The following is a 19,350-nucleotide window of genomic DNA, read 5'->3' on the forward strand; positions in this document are numbered from 1 at the left end:
ATAGTCTACCTAGCTTACTCTCTTTCCAACTTTCCTCTCTTGTTAGGTACATAGCCCCATCTACACTAACATAATGAAGTTCATCCGCTTTACCTGATTCATATTCTTTATAAACCAGATTTTTGATAACCGCATTATCAGCATCTTCAATCCATTGTCCATATTTGTGGCAAACACGCTCTATTTGCTTGGCATTGACCCCTGAACCTGTCAAATTATTGATCACATCTTCTGCTTCACTAAATACCAAATACTGACCCATATAGCACATGGTTTCTTGAGCCAAACTACTAATACCCATAAAACCTGGAGATTGAGAAATAACATGAGACTTGCAGGATTCTATCTTTCCAAATCTGGTTTGAAGTTTTTTTTTAAGTTCTTGCTCTTGGGAACACGACCAACAGATAATTGTAAAACTTCTTGCTCAACATTTGACATCATTGCAGCGTACGTAGATTCGTATTGATATCCATTCTCCATACGAGAAGGATCAGATAACCATTGTTCAAAATGTTTGTCGAAGATTAACGAGGCTTGAGTCTTTATATCCATTAAATATGTTTCTAATAAAAATACTAAATTTTAACAAAAAGGGAAATTTGTCGTACACTCAACGGAACACTGTCTACTGTAAGTTCTACTGATGGTAATATTACATTTACAGCAACCTATACACCTAATACAGAAGTAGAAAACTCCTCAAATGTGATCACTCTGGATAACACTGGACTAACCAACAGTGCAGGAAACACAGGAGTAGGCACCACAGATTCTGATAGTTTTAGTATAGATACCGTTGCACCTACATCGACAATAACGATTAGTGATACTTCTTTAACAACAGAAGAAACAATGTCTGTAACCTTTACTTTTTCTGAAATAGTTACTGATTTTGATAATACTGATCTTACTATACCAAACGGAACACTATCTGACGTAAGCTCAACAGATGGAGGTATCACATATACTGCCACCTATACTCCAAATACAGAACTAGATGATGCTACCAATGTGATTACAATAAATAACATTGGAATAACCGATGTTGCTGGAAACACTGGAATAGGTACTACAGATTCATCAAACTTTGTAATAGAAACAGAAACTCCTATTGCTACGACTACACTTACATTTGACAAAGGATTTTCTCCTAATGGTGACGGAATCAATGACACTTGGGTGATAGAAGGTATTGAGAATTTTGCGAATCATACGATTCAAGTATTTAACAGATCTGGTAAAAAAGTGTTTGAAGCGGTAGACTATCAAAACAATTGGAACGGAGAGTCTAATGGTCGTTCTACATTTGGAAACGACACTTTGCCAGCAGGAGCTTATTATTATGTTATAGAAACTGGTAATCCAGAAATCCCTCCTTTTAATGGCTGGATCTATATTAACTATTAAATGATCTCAAGTCCATAAAAAGGTAAAATCTTATTATTTCTATAAAAAAAATAAAAATGAAATATTTACAATATATATTTTTCACACTTGCTACTTCATTCATATGTAATGCACAGCAAGACCCACATTTTAGCATGTACCGATACAATATGAATGTTATTACTCCTGCTTATGCAGGAACTAGCGGAAATCTTGAAGCTGTATTCGGGGTTAGAAGTCAATGGACAGGAGTTCAAGGAGGACCTGAAACTCTTAATTTTAATGTAAACACTCCTGTTAGTGACAAAATAGGAGTTGGGCTAACTGTAGTAAGCGACAAAGTTTTTGTACTAGATGAAACGCATTTATATGCTGATTTCTCATACAAACTTAAGCTAGCAGAAGAGCTAGATCTTTATGCAGGAATAAAAGCTGGAGGATCTTTCTTAAAAATTGACCTCAATAAAGTTGGTATTGAAGATGACCCTTTATTTGCAGAGAACATAAGTACTTTTAATCCCAATGTTGGAGTAGGGTTTTATCTTAAAGCTCCTAAGTATTATATATCTGTGTCTGCTCCTAGCCTTCTTTCTAATGATAGGTACGAAAAAGAAGGAGTAAACCCTGTATCTGCAAGTGATGATACGCAATTTTTTATGGGAGGTGGATATGATTTTGATATTAGTCCAGATTTCAAATTACGCCCGTCTGTATTAGGAAAAGTAGTAACAGGAGCTCCATTCTCATTAGACCTTACAAGTTCATTACTATACAAAGAGCGAATAGAGTTAGGAGCTAATTATAGGCTAGACGAAAGCGTAACCATGTTTCTGACCACAAGTTTCCTTGAAAATGTACTGACCTTTGGATACGCCTATGAACATACCACCACAGATGTTAATACATATACTAACGGAACTCATGAAATTATTTTAAAGTTTAAGTTAAATTAAGTAATATATACTTAGACAAGAAACTAAGCATACAATATCCAACACATACGCACACTATTTGCAAATAGTGTGCGTATGTATTAAAAATCTTGTTGTTTTTGTATTACATTCCTGTTCTAATAGCCTCTACAGGGTCTAATCTAGAAGCTGATATAGCAGGTAAAATTCCTGCAATCAAACCAATTATAGTAGAAGAAAACATACCCCAAAACATATTCGATCCAGAAAGGATAAATTGAAAATCCCCTGTAAATTGTGATGCCGATATTGATATTAGCCAAACTAGTATAAGCCCTATCAAACCACCAAAAACAGCCAAAATAATTGCCTCAAACAGGAACTGAAATAATATAAACCTTTTTTTAGCCCCCAAAGCTTTTTGTATCCCGATTAGGTTGGTTCGTTCTTTTACACTTACAAACATAATATTTGCAATTCCAAAACCTCCTACCAACAAAGAAAACATACCTATAAAACCACCTATAGTAGACATTGTACTAGTTATATTATCAATAAAATCAGTAAATCCTTGTAATTGATTCACAAAAAAATCATCTACCTCATCTGGTTTTAAACCACGATGTGCTCTAATTTTCTGTTTTAGCAAAGCCACAAACTCGGGAGTATCAATATCTGATTCTGGTTTGATGATAATGGCAGGAAAAACTGATTTATTATTATCCCCATACATTCTTCTTACTAAATTAACAGGAAGAATTACCACCGTATCTTTACTATCCCCAAAAAGTCCAGTTCCTTCTTTTTTCAGCACTCCGATCACAGTAAGTCTTCTACCATACAAACGCACTTTTTTACCAATAGGATCTACCCCTCCAAACAAACTATTAGCAATCTGATCACCAATAACTATCACTGGAGCTCCTGCAACAGATTCCTGCTCATTATAAAATCTACCTTTGACCACCTGTAACTCTTCTATATCATAATAATCATTTGTTACAGGAGCCACCTCTACATTACTCACACTATTATCTTCATACTTGATCGTTTCTGTCCCAACATTCAGAATAAAACTTGTTGCTTTGACATTAGGCATTGATCTTTTGATATATTGATATTCTTCAAAAGTAACATCAGGAAATTGCTCTCTTTTCCATTGGGGAATATCTGTAGGTCCAAAAGAAAAACGCATCACATAAATAGTGCTATTATCTAATGAACTAATACTTCCTTTTATCTCTTGTTTTAACGAATCTACTGCCGCAAGAACTCCAATTATTGAGAAAATACCTATGGTAACTCCCAACAAAGAAAGAAATGTACGCAACTTATTGTTTACAAGCGCATTAACCGCAAAATTAAAACTTTCTTTAAGTACTCTAAGATAGATGAGCATGCTTTGTTTTTTGAATTGAATTTTGGATTATTTAAAGATAGGACGTATTCCTTATCTTTTTGTTACAATTTAGCAAAAACAATTACATATAATTGGTTGTCTAATTGACTACTAAATTGCTATTTTTGCGTTTTACAAACTAAATTTTCTCATGAGCAACACAAAAACTGCTAAATCTGCATTAATTTCTGTATTCAGTAAAGACGGATTAGCTCCGATCGTAAAAAAATTAGACGAACTTGGAATTACAATTTATTCTACAGGTGGAACTGAAAAATTTATCAGAGATCTTGGTATTAATGTCATTCCAGTAGAAGATGTTACTTCATATCCTTCAATTCTTGGAGGAAGAGTTAAAACCTTACATCCTAAAGTTTTTGGAGGAATTTTAAACCGTCAGAATAATGATAGTGATGTTGCAGAACTTGAGCAATATGAGATTCCACAAATTGACATAGTCATTGTTGACTTATATCCTTTTGAAAAAACAGTAGCTTCTGGAGCTTCTGAGCAAGATATTATCGAAAAAATAGATATAGGAGGGATTTCATTGATTAGAGCAGCGGCTAAAAACTTTGTAGACGTTACTTGTGTAGCTTCTGTTGATGATTATGCTGAGTTTTTATCTGTCATCTCAGAAGGTAATGGTACTATTACAATCGAAGATAGAAAACGTTTTGCCGCAAAAGCTTTTAATGTATCTTCTCACTATGATACTGCAATTTTTAACTATTTCAATAGTGACCATACAATTCCTTCTCTAAAAGTAAGCGAGACAAAAGGAAAAAAATTACGTTATGGAGAAAACCCTCATCAAAAAGGATTTTTCTTTGGGGATTTTGAAGCTATGTTTGACAAACTACATGGTAAAGAGTTGTCTTACAACAACCTTCTTGATGTAGACGCTGCGGTAAATCTTATGAATGAATTCAAAGGAGAAGCTCCCACATTTGCAATATTAAAGCATAATAATGCTTGTGGTTTGGCTCAAAGAGAAACTGTTCTCAAATCTTATGTTGGTGCATTAGCAGGTGATCCAGTTTCTGCTTTTGGAGGAATCTTGATTAGTAATACAGAAATTGACAAAGCAACAGCAGAAGAAATTCATAAATTATTTTGTGAAGTAGTTATTGCTCCTTCTTTCAGTAGTGAAGCTATTGAAATTTTAAAAGGAAAGAAAAATAGAATCATTCTGGTACAAAAAGAAATTGATCTGCCAGAAACACAAATAAGATCATGCTTAAATGGGGCATTGGTACAAGATAAAGATCTTAAAACCGATACTACAGACGATCTAAATACTGTTACAAAGACTGCTCCTACTGCAGCACAGATAGAAGATCTTTTGTTTGCTTCAAAAATATGTAAACATACCAAATCAAACACGATTGTGTTTACCAAAGAAAAACAATTACTAGCTAGTGGAACAGGACAAACATCAAGAGTAGATGCATTAAAACAATCTGTAGAAAAAGCACGAGCTTTTGATTTTGATCTTAGTGGAGCAGTAATGGCTAGTGATGCTTTTTTTCCTTTTCCTGATTGTGTAGAATTAGCAGATAATGCAGGCATAAAAGCGGTAATTCAACCTGGAGGATCTATCAAGGATCAATTAAGTATTGATTACTGTGATGAAAACGGAATTGCAATGGTTATGACAGGAACACGTCATTTTAAACATTAATTTTATTACATTTACTGAATTTTAACCCCTTTTTTCGACTTTTATGGGATTTTTTGACTTCTTTACCGAAGAGATTGCAATAGATTTAGGTACCGCCAATACGCTAGTAATTCACAATGACAAAGTAGTTGTGGACAGTCCCTCTATTGTAGCCAGAGATATAATGACTGGCAAAATTATTGCAGCAGGAAAAGAAGCTGCTATGATGCAAGGAAAAACTCATGAAAACATAAAAACCATAAGGCCATTGAAAGATGGGGTTATTGCTGACTTTGATGCTAGCGAAAAAATGATTAGCATGTTTATCAAAGATATTCCAGCATTAAAAAAGAAACTATTTGCTCCAGCATTGCGCATGGTTATCTGTATCCCTTCTGGTATTACAGAGGTAGAAATGCGTGCTGTAAAAGAAAGTGCCGAACGGGTAAATGGAAAAGAAGTATATCTTATTCATGAACCTATGGCTGCAGCTATAGGTATAGGAGTAGACATCATGCAACCCAAAGGAAATATGATTGTTGATATAGGTGGAGGTACTACCGAAATCGCAGTTATCGCCTTAGGAGGAATTGTTTGTGACAAATCGGTAAAAATTGCGGGTGACGTATTTACCAATGATATTATATATTACATGCGTACGCAACATAACTTATATGTTGGAGAGCGTACGGCAGAGAAAATAAAAATACAAATTGGTGCTGCAACAGAAGATCTAGAATTACCACCAGAAGAAATGAATGTTCAAGGGCGTGATCTTCTTACAGGAAAACCAAAGCAAGTTCAAATTTCTTTTAGAGAGATGGCCAAAGCTTTAGATAAATCAATTTTACGAATCGAAGATGCTGTAATGGAGACTTTATCACAAACTCCCCCAGAACTTGCCGCTGATATCTACAACACAGGAATATACCTTGCAGGTGGAGGATCAATGCTTCGTGGACTAGATAAACGTTTATCACAAAAAACTGATCTACCTGTATACATTGCAGAAGATCCGTTGAGGGCAGTAGTAAGAGGAACAGGAATCACACTCAAAAATTTAAACAGATATAAAAGTGTGCTTATAAAATAATGTTTTTGAAAAAAAACATTCTTAAAATATACCTAAATTTCTGATTTTACGTTATCCTGCTTTGACACTTGCTAAATATGAACTAGCAAGGTATTACAGAAGGTTTAACCAAGAAAGTTATCATATTGTAAATCATGCAGCAGATTATTAATTTTTTAATAAAGAATAAACATTTTCTGCTATTCTTATTATTATTGTTTTTATCATTGATATTTACAATACAATCCCACTCCTATCACAAGAGTAAGTTTATAAGCTCTACCAATTTTTTTAGCGGAGGTTTATATGGATGGCAAAATTCTACCAGTGTTTATTTTGGCTTAAAAGGTGAAAATGAACGTTTATTGGAAGAAAATGAAAATTTACGTAATCAGCTGAGCGTTTTATTAGGGCTAAAGCCTACAGACATTATAAAAACAGATACATTATCGTTTGATAAACCTTATACCTTTACCAAAGCTAGGGTCATTAAAAATGATTACAGCAAAACAGATAATTATATCCTTATTGACAAAGGAGAGAACGATAGTATTTTTCCTGATATGGGAGTAATTACAGACAAAGGCATCATTGGTATCGTAGAAAACACTTCAAAAAATTACAGTAGAATTATCTCTATTCTCAATAGTAACTCCAGAATCAATGCTGGTCTTAAAAAATCAAATCAATACGGCTCACTAGTTTGGAATGGCAAGGACCCAAATATTGTTCAATTAGAAACCATCCCCAGGCAAGCTATTCTCAAAGAAGGTGACACAATTATTACTCACGGGCGTTCTACTATTTTTCCTAGAGGCATAGGAATAGGAACTATCGCAAGCTATAAACTCAATCAAAATAAAAGTTATTATTTGATAGACATCAAACTGTTTAATGACATGAGTGATATTGGTTTTGTGTATACAATAAAGAGCAGAGATATTGAAGAAATCAAAAGTCTAGAGGATTAATTCATGAATAAAGATACACTACTACATATCACACGGTTCATTGTTTTGATTTTGGTTCAGACTATGGTACTTAATCACATTAATTTTTTAGGATATTTAAATCCATACATTTATATTATTTTTATTCTTCTCGCCCCCATCAATATCAATAGAAGTCTCTTTTTGGTAGTAAGTTTTATGCTAGGATTGATTATTGATATGTTTGGTGATTCTGGAGGAGTGCATGCAGCTGCCTGTACCATTATTGCTTTTTTTCGCCCTATAGCATTACGCTCTGTATTTGGACTTAGTTATGAGTTTCAAACTGTAAAATTAAGTAATGTTAGATTCGGAGAACGTTTTGTCTACGTAACCCTAATGGTTTTAACACATCATATTGTACTTTTCTCACTAGAAATTTTTAACTTTTCTCACATACTATTAATTATCAAAAAAACGTTATTATCTAGTTTATTTACTATTGTAATCACTATGTTGGTTCTGGCATTGTTTAGAAGAAATAATTCATGAGAAAGTTATTACTCTACCTAATTATTATTACTACTGGTATTGTATTTATTGCAAGACTATTTTATTTACAAATTTACAACACGTCTTACGCTTCATTATCAGAAGACAATGCTATAAAAGTAATATACGATTACCCCCAAAGAGGGGCCATTTATGATAGAGACGGCAAACTATTGGTTACCAATCAACCTTCTTATGATGTCATGGTAATCCCTAGAGAATTAAAACCTTTTGACACGTTAGAATTTTGTTCTATTCTTAATACCACAAAAGAAAAGCTAAAAAAAAGACTAAAAAAAGCCAGAGTCTATTCCCCTAGAGTTCCCTCTATCGTAATTCCACAATTAACCAAGGATGAATATGCGTATCTACAAGAAAAGATGCGGAAATTCGAAGGTTTTTATATTCAGAAACGCTCCTTAAGAGAATATCAAACCACTGGTGCAGCTAATGTTTTAGGATATATTGGAGAAGTAAATGACGCTTTGATCAGAAAAGACCCTTATTACCTATCAGGAGATCTTATTGGCATTGGCGGTGTAGAAAAACAGTATGAAAAAGAGCTTAGAGGAATCAAAGGGGTTAAACGTATTCAAAAAGACAGATTCAACAGAGATATCGGCCCTTATAAGAATGGAAAATTTGACACTTTACCTGTAAACGGAAAAGATCTTACCCTGACCTTAGACAGCAGACTACAGGCGTATGGGCAAAAATTAATGGAGAATAAGCGTGGTGGTATTGTGGTTCTTGAACCAACATCAGGAGAAATCCTAGCTTTGGTAACTGCACCAACCTACAAACCAGAATTACTAGTAGGAAGAAAAAGGTCTCCTAATTTTACTAAACTGGTTTATGACACTATTGGAAAACCACTTTACGACAGAGGATTAAAAGGTGAATACCCCCCTGGCTCCCCATTCAAGACGATAAATGCATTAATCGGACTACAAGAAAACATTATTGATATAAAAGAAGGTATCTCCTGTAGAATGGGATATTACTATGGGAAAAATGGCCGAAAACTGGGTTGTCATTCGCATAGAAGCCCACTAAGTATGATTCCAGGAATTGCCAATTCCTGCAACGCCTACTTTGCCACTGTTTATAGACGAATCATTGAAAAGTACGACACTCCTCAAAAAGGGATTGACACGTGGAGAGAACATGTACAAAGTTTTGGCTTAGGAAATTATCTAGGATATGATTTGCCAACTGGAAAGCGAGGAAAAGTACCTAATTCTGAATATTACAACAAAATATATCAATACCCTACCTATAAATGGTATGCTTCTGCTACATTATCAAACTCTATTGGGCAAGGTGAAGTTATAGCAACACCTATACAGCTAGCTAATATGACTGCCGCAATTGCCAACAGAGGATTTTATTACACTCCTCATATCATAAAGAATATCAATGGAAAACCTATAGAGAATGAAAATTACACTACCCCAAAAGTAACAACCATTGATAAGGAGCATTTTGAACCTGTTATAGAAGGAATGCATCAGGTATATACTCAAGGTACAGCACTTTCTTTGCAAGTTGAAGGAATTGAAATTTGTGGAAAAACAGGAACCGCAGAAAATTTTACCAAAATCAATGGCAAAAGAACACAGCTTACCGACCACTCTGTATTTATTGCATTTGCGCCTAAAGACAACCCAAAAATAGCTATTGCTGTGTTTATAGAAAATGGATATTGGGGGTCTCGTTATGCTGGCAAAATAGCCTCTTTAATGATAGAAAAACATATTAATGGCACTATTTCCAGAACAGATTTAGAAAAATGGCTTCTTACTCATAGTCTGGAAGAAGAATACGCAAAACAGTATAGTGGCGAACCCTTTAAAATTAATCAATAATGGCAAAATCCAGTGTAGCAGCAATAGATTGGATCACAGTCTTATTATTTATAGCCCTAGTTGGTTTTGGATGGGGAAATATCTATTCCTCTTCCTATAACAACGAAGCTTTTTCTTTAACTGATTTTTCCCATGCATATGTAAGACAAGCTTACTGGATCTTATTTAGTATTGTTCTTATTATTATCACTCAAGCAGTCGAGGTTAAATTTTATGAACGTTTTGCTGGACTAATCTATGTAATATCCCTGTTATCTTTACTAGGTCTATTTGTATTCGGAAAAACCATCTCTGGTGCGACTTCTTGGTATCAATTAGGTCCAGCTAGTATACAGCCATCAGAATTTGCTAAAGCCTGTACCGCATTAGCTCTTGCTAAATTTCTTAGCGACATGCAGACCAATATTAACCTTTTAGGGCATCAAGTAAGAGCTTTTTTGATCATTGCGATTCCAGCGATAATTATTATCCCTCAACCCGACCCTGGAAGTGCATTGGTCTATGCCGCTTTTTTCTTTCCTCTTTACAGAGAAGGACTCGCGGCTATATATCTAATTGTAGGAGCTGCTGCTGCCATATTATTTATACTTACACTACTCTATGGTCCTGTTTTTGTCATCATAGGAACTCTTTCATTTTTGATTGGATTCTTAACTTCCAAATCAATCTATATGCATAAAGAAATAAAATTAAAAACATACTTATTCATAGGCTTATCTATAGTTACATTAATTATATTTTACTTTATTACAGCAATAATTACTAAGCTAGGCGTACTCTCTCTCGCTATTAAATTAATTATCATATTCCTATTAATAATTGCCATTGGTTTTTTTATTGGCTTATTAAGCAAAAAGAAATCTTCTGAAAGGCAAAAAATAAGATATTCAAGATTTATCCTTGTTTTTATTGTCATCACAGGTTTTTGTTTTTCGGTTAATTATATTTTTAATAACGTATTTGAGCAAAGGCATCGTGACCGATTTAATATCGTTCTAGGCAAGGAAGTAGATTCAAAAGGAATAGGATATAACACCAATCAAAGTGAAATCGCTATCGGTAGTGGTGGATGGACTGGTAAAGGATGGAAAGAAGGAACGCAAACCAAAGGTGGATTTGTACCTGAACAAAGTACTGATTACATTTTTAGTACCGTTGGTGAGGAATGGGGGTTTCTAGGTGCTACTCTAATTATAATTCTGTTTGTTCTTTTATTGATCCGCCTTATTCATCTTGCCGAAAGACAAAAATCTCAATTCAGTAGAGTGTATGGCTATAGCGTTATTGGTATTCTATTTATTCATTTTGCTATTAATATAGGTATGGTAACGGGGCTTATGCCAACTATCGGAATTCCGCTACCCTTCTTTAGCTACGGAGGCTCTGGTTTATGGGGATTTACAATTTTACTATTTATTTTTATTAAGCTGGACTCTAATCGTGTTAATGAATGGTAGTCTAACTTTTAGAATTTCCATTTTTTGATGGTTATTGATGATTCCAACTTATTTTCAGTTTTATCATCAAGCTTATCAAAGAAATCAATCCCAGTTAATTCTTCTATTTTATCGACAGGCACTACAAATTCTTGTAGTTCTTTCTGTATATCTACATGAGGAATTAAAAACCCTATCATTTTTGGATTCGTAGAAGAATTATCAAAAATAACTTTATAAAAATATCGAGGTACAGAGACATGCTCATACCCTATCGCAGGAAGGTCATTTACCAATACTCCTCCCGTAACTACATAGATTGCATTATAAGTTTTCGCCCAATACCTCACCTTTTTCTCCAGATCATTCCAAACACCCCTATTAAACTCATGATTCATTGGTGATATATTAGAAGTAAGAAAAGTTTCTTCAAAAGCTTTATATGTAAACCTTCTATCTCCCGCAGGACATAAATGCCCTCTATCGTATCCTGATTTTTTATAATTACGCCAATCAGCAGAAGATGTTTTTACTTTTCTATCTTCTTCAAAAAATGGTCGTTTAAAATTATTTGTGGACATATGTCCTTTTTTTAATTCATAGGCCACCCATTCTGCTTGTTCATGCTTCTCAGAATATGATAATGAATAATTATTATGAATTATTACTGAACCTGTAGTAGATGTAGGAAGATAGAAAAAACCTTTATTACCATTTTCACCGTCTTCATTCGGCATAACTCTATTATTATCCAAGTATCCTTCAAAATAATAAAATCCAACGGTAACAATTATAATCAACACTGGATATATATACTTTCTATTCATGTGCTATTTTTTTTAGGCGAGACAAAAATAACAAAATGCGCACTCCTATCGTTTTCAAAAACACTATAACCTTTATTATTTCTATATATATCACATTAAACAATCATGCGCTATGGTTTTTCCTTCTTTTTTTCAAGCTAAACCCTTGTCGTTTTAGGCAGTAAAATCTTTACATTAGACAAAGTGTTTTTTTCCTAAAATAATACCTGTATTACAAATATTAAAATCATTCAGTTACTACACAGTGTAACACCTTTAAAAAAACACATACTTAAACATATAACAATTCTAACCAGACATAGATGAATACTACTATAGAAAAAATTGTTGAAACCACTTTAATTAATAATAGAATTGGTAATTATAACAAAAAAGATCTGGAACTACAATTGCAAATACACCCTAATTATCCAAGTTTTCAATCTATTACTGATACGTTGGATTATTTTGATATAGATAACATAGCTGTGGAAGTTCCTAGTGAGGCATTAGATCAATTACCAGAATGTTTTATTACCTTGATCACATTAGACAATAAAGAAGAGATTGTAACTGTAATCAAAACAGACAACAACATAGAGTTAAAACATACGGATCTAAAGAAAAATAAACTTACTCTAGAAGAGTTCAAAGATATATGGGTTCCTAAGGTTATCGCAGTTGAATATAACACAAAACAGAAACTTATTTCTGATAAATCTATTTTTCAGAATCTAATATTGACTGGCCTATGTATCAGCGCACTCTTTGTTCTTTACAATAGCCCATGGGTTGTACATCATTTAGTTTTTATTTCTTTATCAATTACTGGTACTATTTTAAGCTTTTTTGCAATACGAGAAAGCTTAGGGATACAATCGCAAACAATACACCAATTTTGCACATCGGTAGGTAATACAAATTGCGGAGAAGTTATAAATAATAATAGCGGAAAATTATTTCCCAATTTTTCTTTGGCAGATGCTGGAATGGCCTTTTTTGGTTCGATATTATTACATCAATTATTCTATGGCTTTAACAGTACATTACTGGCATTATCACTAATCGGCATTCCATTTATTGTATACTCATTATACTCTCAAGCGTTTATTATAAAAAAATGGTGTGCGATTTGTTTAGCTATGGGATCAGTATCCATAGGTTTGGCGGTGATAGCAATACTCAATATCCCTAACAAATTAGATCTTCTCGAAATTACAAGTTTTATTATTGTGGCTTCGTTATTTACACTAGGCTTTTTATACTTAAAAGAAAAAATAAAACAAAACAAAAAATTTAAAGCAGAGAACTTAAAGCTAAATCATTTCAAAAGAGATGAGCAGATCTACAATCATTTATTTAATAGTTCAGAAAAGATAGAAGACAACAAGACTATCCCTCATGAAATTGTATTAGGTAATCCAAACGCTAGTTTCAAAATTATTAGCCTTACCAATCCAATGTGCGGATACTGTAAAGATGCATTTGAAGCGTATACACGTACTCTAAAAACCATGGGAGACCAAATTCAGATAATTATTAGACTAAATATTAAATATAATGATGTCAATGACAAAGCTACCCAAATAGCTCTTACTCTTTTTGATATCTATAGTAATCAAGGGGCTGACAAATTTATTCTCGCTTACAATAATTGGTTTGCAGACAGAACGCATAGCAAATGGCTAAAAAAACATACTGTCCCTCAAAACACTCAAGAATATTTAGACATCCTGAAGCAACAATCTGAATGGGCAAATAAAAATAATTTGTATTACACGCCCGCTACGCTTATCAATACTAAACTATATCCAAAAAAGTACAATTACCAAGAATTCTTCCATTTTATGAGCATTATGATTGAAAATCACACCAGTCAACTTGAAGAACCTCGTAATGCTGTGACCATATAATCATACCTTAAAACCGATACAACATGTTAACAAAGATTTTGAAATTAAAAGATGTTCAAGAAATCGACAATCAAGTATTAAAGGAGGCACTTTCCGTTTTCTTCAACAGATGACTGCGGATGTATCGTAATGGGTAATAGTGGTTATCTAGAAATCATTGCTATCTCGTGTGATAGTATTTGTCCTGATGGTTCTAATCCTGTGCCTAGTTTGGGATATTAACACCTCCTTTTTAGCTTTAAAATAACATTAATTAAGTTATTTTAAAGACCTGAGTTACAGATACAGCACTAATACCTAACAAAAACACATACTATAAAAACGCTTACAGCTTTATCTTAACATAAACAAAAACAGTGACTTAGAAAAAATTATAATAGATACGCTTTACTTTATCATGAATGTTGTTTTTCATTTTTCAAAACAAAACATCGTTCTATATAAGTAATTAAATAATTTATTAACTTTAATTTTTCATTCATTATGTTCCGTCAAATTTTAAGCTTAGAAGGTGCTCAAGAAATCGAAAAAAAAGATCAAAAATCAATCTCTGGAGGAGGTAGACCTATCTTAATAAGATGCTACCCTAGTAGTGATCCTGAGTGTTGTGGAACTGCACAATGGCAATGTGGTGTAGGACCTCATAGCGGGGGATCTTATCAGAATGGATATTGCGCATGTTTTTAAGCATTAAAAAAAGGAGATTGGGACTCTAGGGCTTCAATCTCCTTTTTTAATTTAATTTCGTTTTTTCTTTTTGAAAAAGCAAGCAATCAAACCATATTATCTTTTTACATCTAATGCATCACGTAGCGCATTACCTATCAACATAAATGCCATCACTAAACTCATAATACCTAATCCAGGTATAACTGCAAGATAAGCTTTACCAAGAATGATATAAGAATAATGATCTTTGATCATTGCCCCCCAACTTGCCATAGGTGGTTGGGCTCCTATTCCTAAAAAGCTAAGCCCACTTTCTATAAGAATTGCACCTGCAAAGTTTGCAGCAGAAATTACAATTACAGGCGCTAGACTATTTGGCAGTATATGCTTTATAATAATTCTAGAATTGGTAAATCCTAATGCTTTTGCTGCAGTAACATACTGCATTTGCTTTACACTTAAAACCTGTCCTCTAACCACTCTAGCTACTTCTACCCACATTGTCAATCCTACTGCTATAAAAACTTGCCAAAATCCTTTCCCTAAGGCTAGTGTAATGGCAATAACTAATAATAAAGTAGGAATTGACCAAGTAACATTTATCAACCACATAATGATCGCATCTACCTTACCTCCAAAATAACCAGCAATTGCTCCCAAAGATATTCCTAAAAACAAAGAGATCAATACTGCCACAAATCCAATAGCAAATGATATACGGATTCCTATCAACATCCTACTTAATAAATCTCTTCCGTACTTATCTGTACCTAGAATAAAAGTTTTGGTTTGTATATAGGTTGAAATTATTTCTTTAGAAGTTAAACCAGCTGGAAATTTTTTAAAACTAATTTCTTTTGATAATTCTATCACTTCTCCTTCACTATAAGGGTACATTTTGACCCCATTACTTTTTAAAACATAGCGTTCTATTGGAATTTCTGTATCTGTATTTTTTTTACCAAAAAAAGTTTTATTCAAAAAGGATTGATCTGTTGCTTCTTTTGAAGGAATAGTAAGCATCTGAACTTTAAACCCTGGGGGTTTGGAATGAATAGACAAATGCATTTGATTAGCATTCTGAGAGTTATCAGGAGCTAAAACATATGCAAAAACAGCTATAATTGCACAAAAAGCAATAAAACATAAACTTAAAACGCCCCAAAAATTCTTTTTGAATTTTTGGAGCGCTAATTTACTCAAAGAGTTTGATGTTATTTCTGGCATTACACCTCTTAATTCTTTAGTGAAACTGGATTTTTAGACCTTCTAATGTTATTAATTTTCAGATCTTCAAGTACACTAATTGCCTCTTCAACATAAACATCTTTGCTCAGGCTTTCGTGCCATCTATTTCTTTTTCTTTCTAAAATTGAATCCTCTTGCATCATTTTCCTTTCGTAAGGTAATGACTGAAAAGTTAAATTAGTTTTATAATCTCCTATTGCTTTAAAATACTCAACCCGCTTCTCATTGGCAGCTATATTCGATTTATACTTACCATATTGTAACGAGTACATATTAACATCTCTTCTTTGTCTTACCCATTTTGCATTTTCTTCAATCAATTTTAACTGATCATTTTTAGACATTCGCTCTTTACTATTATTGATTGTCTGATCAAAATCAATATAACCATTCCAAATTTTATAATCTGCCGCAGCAATCTTATCCCATGGCAATGGGTTTTCTTGGTCTTTTTCTCCTATATCAATATAACTATAACGATCAGGAACAACTACATCACTCTTTACTCCTTCTAATTGTGTTGAACCACCATTTACTCTATAAAACTTCTGTGTTGTAAGTTTTAATGCTCCTAGATCTCCAAAATCATTACTACGCATCCATCTATTAAGATCCATTACATTCTGCACAGTTCCCTTACCATAGGTTTGTTTACTACCAATGATAATTGCTCTTTTATAATCCTGCATTGCTGCCGCTAAAATTTCTGAAGCTGAAGCTGATAATTCATTTACCAAAATTACCAATGGCCCGTCCCAAAGTATACTTCTATCTTTATCACTTAAAACTTCTGGAGATTCGCCTTTTGTTCTTACTTGTACTACAGGTCCTTTTTCTATAAACAGTCCAGCAATATCTACTACCGTTTGCAAGGACCCTCCTCCATTATCTCTAAGATCTATTACCAATCCGTCCATGTTTTGTTCTTTAAGACGAATAATCTCTTGTTTTACATCTTTGGCAGCATTACGTTGGTTATAATCTTGCATGTTAAAATAAAACTTTGGCAGATTCACTATTCCAAATATTTTATCATTCTTTTTTACAATAGATGATTTTGCATACGTTTCTTCTAACTCAACAATATCTCTTGTTATCTCTATAAACTCAGTAGTTCCATCCACTTTTTTCACTACTAGAGTAACTTTGGTACCTTTTGGTCCTTTTATAAGACTTACAGCATCATCAAGGCGCATTCCTACGATACTTACTGGTTCATTCTCATCTTCTTGTTTTACTTTTAAGATAAGATCACCAACTTCTACTTCATTACCTCTCCAAGCTGGTCCACCAGAAATAACTTCTATTACTTCAACATTATTATTTTTTTTCTGCAGCCTTGCTCCTATTCCTTCAAGTTTACCAGACATTGCAATATCAAATCGATCTTTGTCTTGAGGTGCAAAATAGTAGGTATGAGGATCAAATTCTTCTACTATAGAGTTTATATAAATAGAAAACCAATCTTTTCTTTCTAAATCATCTGCAATTTCAAAATAATCTTTTAACGATTTTTCTGTCATTTCACGAGCTTCTTGCTCTAAAACAACCGAAGTTTTTCTTTTATAATTACTGTTTTTGGTTACAGAATCTATTTGTTCTTCGACTTTATCATAATAACTGGACAATACATTAAATTTAAGTTGTAACCTCCAACGATTTCTCATATCAATTTTACTTGCTACATACGGTAACTTTTCATAATCTGTATCGATACTTTCATCTTTCTCGAAATTAAATGGTTTTTCTAGAATTTCTTTATGCAAGATTCTCGCTTCCGCCATTCTTTGTTGCAGACGATTGTATGTTAAATTAAAAAAAGTGATGTCTTTATTTCTGATTTCATCATCTACCAATTTCTCATATCTCTTGAATTCGTCGATATCACTTTTATAAAAATACCGCTTCAGAGGATCCAATGCGTCTATATAATCAGAGAAAACTTCTTTAGAAAAATCATCATTAATATTCTTTGCATCATAATGCCCTTTTCCTAAGACATAGCTAATTAAATCTATTAACAATTTATCTTTATCTGGATCATTTTCAACCTTGGTCGTAAAACTGCAAGAAGCCGCCGAAACAATCACGGTAAGCATCAAAATCAAAAAACTCTTTTTCATACGCTCATTTAATTTAGGGATTCTACAGGCAAAATACATTAAAAATCGTGCCAATAACAGGTAATATTACTAAAATTTTCTTAAATGTACTAATATTATTCAATCCACTTTTACTTATTCAAAACATCTCTTGTATACATTTATTAGTTATCAGTTATTAATTGATTTTTTTATGACTATTGTTTGATTTTATATTGACTTCTGGTATCTCTTTTATTCATCTAAAAAAGTGTATTTTTACCTTCGCAAAAAATAAGATCATGGCACATAAAAAACCACTAATTCTAGTTACTAATGATGATGGCATTACTGCTCCAGGAATACGTGCTCTTATTAGTGTTATGAATGAAATAGGTGATGTTGTTGTAGTTGCTCCTGATAGCCCTCAAAGCGGTATGGGACATGCCATAACAATTAATAGCACCTTGTATTGTGACCCCGTGACCATTGATAAAAGTGAACCCCAAAAAGAATATAGCTGTTCTGGTACTCCTGTAGATTGTGTAAAAATGGCTTCACGACAAATTCTAGAAAGAAAACCAGATTTATGTGTGAGTGGAATTAACCATGGTTCTAATTCTGCAATCAATGTAATCTATTCTGGAACTATGAGTGCTGCTGTTGAAGCTGGTATTGAAGGAATTCCTGCTATTGGATTCTCATTGCTAGATTACGGCATGGATGCAGACTTTGAGCCTTGCAAAAAACATGTGAAAACTATCGTTGAAAACGTGTTAAAAAACGGATTACCAAAAGGTGTTGTTCTTAATGTAAATATCCCCAAACTAGCTAAAGACGAAATAAAAGGAGTAAGAATTTGTCGTCAGGCAAATGCGCATTGGGTTGAAAAATTTGACAAAAGAACAAATCCAATGGGCAGAGAGTATTATTGGCTTTCTGGTGAATTCATAAACGAAGACAAAGGTAAAGATACTGATGAGTGGGCACTACATCATGGTTATATCTCTATAGTACCTACACAATTTGATCTCACTGCTCATCACTTTATTCAAGAATTAAACAACTGGTCACTAAATGATTAAAAAAGAAATTAGCATTGGTCTTTTTATAGCTTTGCTCAGTAATAGTATAGGTTTTATTGCATGTGTATTTATTTTTTCGGCACTTAGCAATCAAGGTCTTTCATTTACAGAAACCTTAAAAGCATCTGTAGCAAATGATTCTTTAGGAAGCTTAATTGTACTAGGGGCGCTCCCAAATTTGATTATTTTCTTTCTTTTTTTAAGAAAAAACAACATATATCGTGCTCGTGGCGTGCTTCTTGCTACACTTATTGCGGCTATTTTTATTGCAATTAGTAAATTTGCATAACCTATATAAATATCCTAGACTAGTTAATTTTGAAAAAAAC

At 33.3% G+C, this 19,350-nt stretch carries 18 protein-coding genes; 12 read left to right on the forward strand and 6 right to left on the reverse strand.

All coding sequences use genetic code 11. The annotated features are described in order from the left end of the window. Together CVD18_RS03185 and CVD18_RS03190 are read right to left on the reverse strand one after the other, a co-directional pair. A partial coding sequence (locus CVD18_RS03185) for a hypothetical protein (protein ID WP_199185034.1) occupies positions 1 to 301 on the reverse strand: 301 nt, incomplete at its 3' end. A gap of 41 nt (positions 302 to 342) precedes the next feature. Then, complete coding sequence (locus CVD18_RS03190) at positions 343 to 555, reverse strand: hypothetical protein (protein ID WP_103864000.1); 213 nt, start codon at positions 553 to 555, stop codon at positions 343 to 345. 69 nt (positions 556 to 624) lie between these two features. On the opposite strand from CVD18_RS03190, the gene CVD18_RS03195 reads away from it, so the two are divergent. Together CVD18_RS03195 and CVD18_RS03200 are read left to right on the forward strand one after the other, a co-directional pair. Beyond that, the gene (locus CVD18_RS03195; RefSeq protein WP_369858576.1) at positions 625 to 1,410 is read left to right on the forward strand and encodes an Ig-like domain-containing protein; all 786 of its coding nucleotides are present in this window, start codon (positions 625 to 627) and stop codon (positions 1,408 to 1,410) included. Positions 1,411 to 1,466: 56 nt separating this feature from the next. Next, positions 1,467 to 2,342 (forward strand): type IX secretion system membrane protein PorP/SprF, encoded by an 876-nt coding sequence (locus CVD18_RS03200; protein ID WP_103864002.1) that lies wholly within the window; start codon positions 1,467 to 1,469, stop codon positions 2,340 to 2,342. Positions 2,343 to 2,445: 103 nt separating this feature from the next. Here CVD18_RS03200 and CVD18_RS03205 read toward each other — a convergent pair whose 3' ends face one another. After that, positions 2,446 to 3,699 (reverse strand): ABC transporter permease, encoded by a 1,254-nt coding sequence (locus CVD18_RS03205; RefSeq protein ID WP_103864003.1) that lies wholly within the window; start codon positions 3,697 to 3,699, stop codon positions 2,446 to 2,448. Positions 3,700 to 3,850: 151 nt separating this feature from the next. Here CVD18_RS03205 and purH point away from each other — a divergent pair, with 151 nt between their 5' ends. The 6 genes from purH to rodA all read left to right on the forward strand — a co-directional run bounded on the left by purH (position 3,851) and on the right by rodA (position 11,240). Then, positions 3,851 to 5,383, forward strand: a complete 1,533-nt coding sequence (gene purH, locus CVD18_RS03210; protein ID WP_103864004.1) for a bifunctional phosphoribosylaminoimidazolecarboxamide formyltransferase/IMP cyclohydrolase — start codon at positions 3,851 to 3,853, stop codon at positions 5,381 to 5,383. A 43-nt stretch (positions 5,384 to 5,426) separates the two neighbouring features. Then, entirely contained in the window at positions 5,427 to 6,455 is a 1,029-nt protein-coding gene (locus CVD18_RS03215; RefSeq protein WP_103069858.1) for a rod shape-determining protein, read from the forward strand. Positions 6,456 to 6,589: 134 nt separating this feature from the next. Further along, on the forward strand, positions 6,590 to 7,405 hold the full coding sequence (gene mreC / locus CVD18_RS03220; RefSeq protein WP_103864005.1) for a rod shape-determining protein MreC: 816 nt from the start codon (positions 6,590 to 6,592) through the stop codon (positions 7,403 to 7,405). A gap of 3 nt (positions 7,406 to 7,408) precedes the next feature. Beyond that, positions 7,409 to 7,915 carry a rod shape-determining protein MreD gene (gene mreD, locus CVD18_RS03225; protein WP_103864006.1) on the forward strand — a complete coding sequence of 169 codons (507 nt, stop codon included), beginning with the start codon at positions 7,409 to 7,411 and terminating at the stop codon, positions 7,913 to 7,915. Next, positions 7,912 to 9,783 carry a penicillin-binding protein 2 gene (mrdA, locus tag CVD18_RS03230; protein WP_103864007.1) on the forward strand — a complete coding sequence of 624 codons (1,872 nt, stop codon included), beginning with the start codon at positions 7,912 to 7,914 and terminating at the stop codon, positions 9,781 to 9,783. The genes mreD and mrdA overlap by 4 nt, the downstream gene beginning before the upstream one ends. Next, positions 9,783 to 11,240 carry a rod shape-determining protein RodA gene (gene rodA / locus CVD18_RS03235; protein ID WP_103864008.1) on the forward strand — a complete coding sequence of 486 codons (1,458 nt, stop codon included), beginning with the start codon at positions 9,783 to 9,785 and terminating at the stop codon, positions 11,238 to 11,240. The genes mrdA and rodA overlap by 1 nt, the downstream gene beginning before the upstream one ends. An 8-nt stretch (positions 11,241 to 11,248) precedes the next feature. On the opposite strand, the gene CVD18_RS03240 is transcribed toward rodA, so the two are convergent. Beyond that, positions 11,249 to 12,046, reverse strand: a complete 798-nt coding sequence (locus tag CVD18_RS03240; RefSeq protein WP_103864009.1) for a DNA/RNA non-specific endonuclease — start codon at positions 12,044 to 12,046, stop codon at positions 11,249 to 11,251. Between the two features lie 302 nt (positions 12,047 to 12,348). On the opposite strand from CVD18_RS03240, the gene CVD18_RS03245 reads away from it, so the two are divergent. Both CVD18_RS03245 and CVD18_RS03250 read left to right on the forward strand, forming a co-directional pair. After that, positions 12,349 to 13,938 (forward strand): vitamin K epoxide reductase family protein, encoded by a 1,590-nt coding sequence (locus tag CVD18_RS03245; protein WP_103864010.1) that lies wholly within the window; start codon positions 12,349 to 12,351, stop codon positions 13,936 to 13,938. A gap of 483 nt (positions 13,939 to 14,421) precedes the next feature. Continuing rightward, positions 14,422 to 14,625 (forward strand): hypothetical protein, encoded by a 204-nt coding sequence (locus CVD18_RS03250; RefSeq protein WP_103864011.1) that lies wholly within the window; start codon positions 14,422 to 14,424, stop codon positions 14,623 to 14,625. 96 nt (positions 14,626 to 14,721) lie between these two features. On the opposite strand, the gene CVD18_RS03255 is transcribed toward CVD18_RS03250, so the two are convergent. Continuing rightward, entirely contained in the window at positions 14,722 to 15,834 is a 1,113-nt protein-coding gene (locus CVD18_RS03255) for an ABC transporter permease (RefSeq protein ID WP_103864012.1), read from the reverse strand. A gap of 8 nt (positions 15,835 to 15,842) precedes the next feature. Further along, the gene (locus tag CVD18_RS03260; RefSeq protein ID WP_103864055.1) at positions 15,843 to 17,978 is read right to left on the reverse strand and encodes a carboxy terminal-processing peptidase; all 2,136 of its coding nucleotides are present in this window, start codon (positions 17,976 to 17,978) and stop codon (positions 15,843 to 15,845) included. Between the two features lie 260 nt (positions 17,979 to 18,238). Between CVD18_RS03260 and surE the strand changes: the two genes are divergently transcribed. Together surE and CVD18_RS03270 are read left to right on the forward strand one after the other, a co-directional pair. Further along, positions 18,239 to 19,021: a 5'/3'-nucleotidase SurE gene (gene surE, locus CVD18_RS03265; RefSeq protein ID WP_103864013.1), complete on the forward strand. Its 783-nt coding sequence runs from the start codon at positions 18,239 to 18,241 to the stop codon at positions 19,019 to 19,021. Continuing rightward, a complete protein-coding gene (locus CVD18_RS03270; protein WP_103864014.1) occupies positions 19,014 to 19,310 on the forward strand; it encodes a hypothetical protein in 297 nt (98 codons plus the stop codon). Before surE ends, CVD18_RS03270 begins: the two co-directional genes overlap by 8 nt. Positions 19,311 to 19,350 lie beyond the last annotated feature (40 nt).

The sequence above is a fragment of the Aquimarina sp. I32.4 genome (assembly GCF_002924285.1).
Taxonomy (GTDB): domain Bacteria; phylum Bacteroidota; class Bacteroidia; order Flavobacteriales; family Flavobacteriaceae; genus Aquimarina.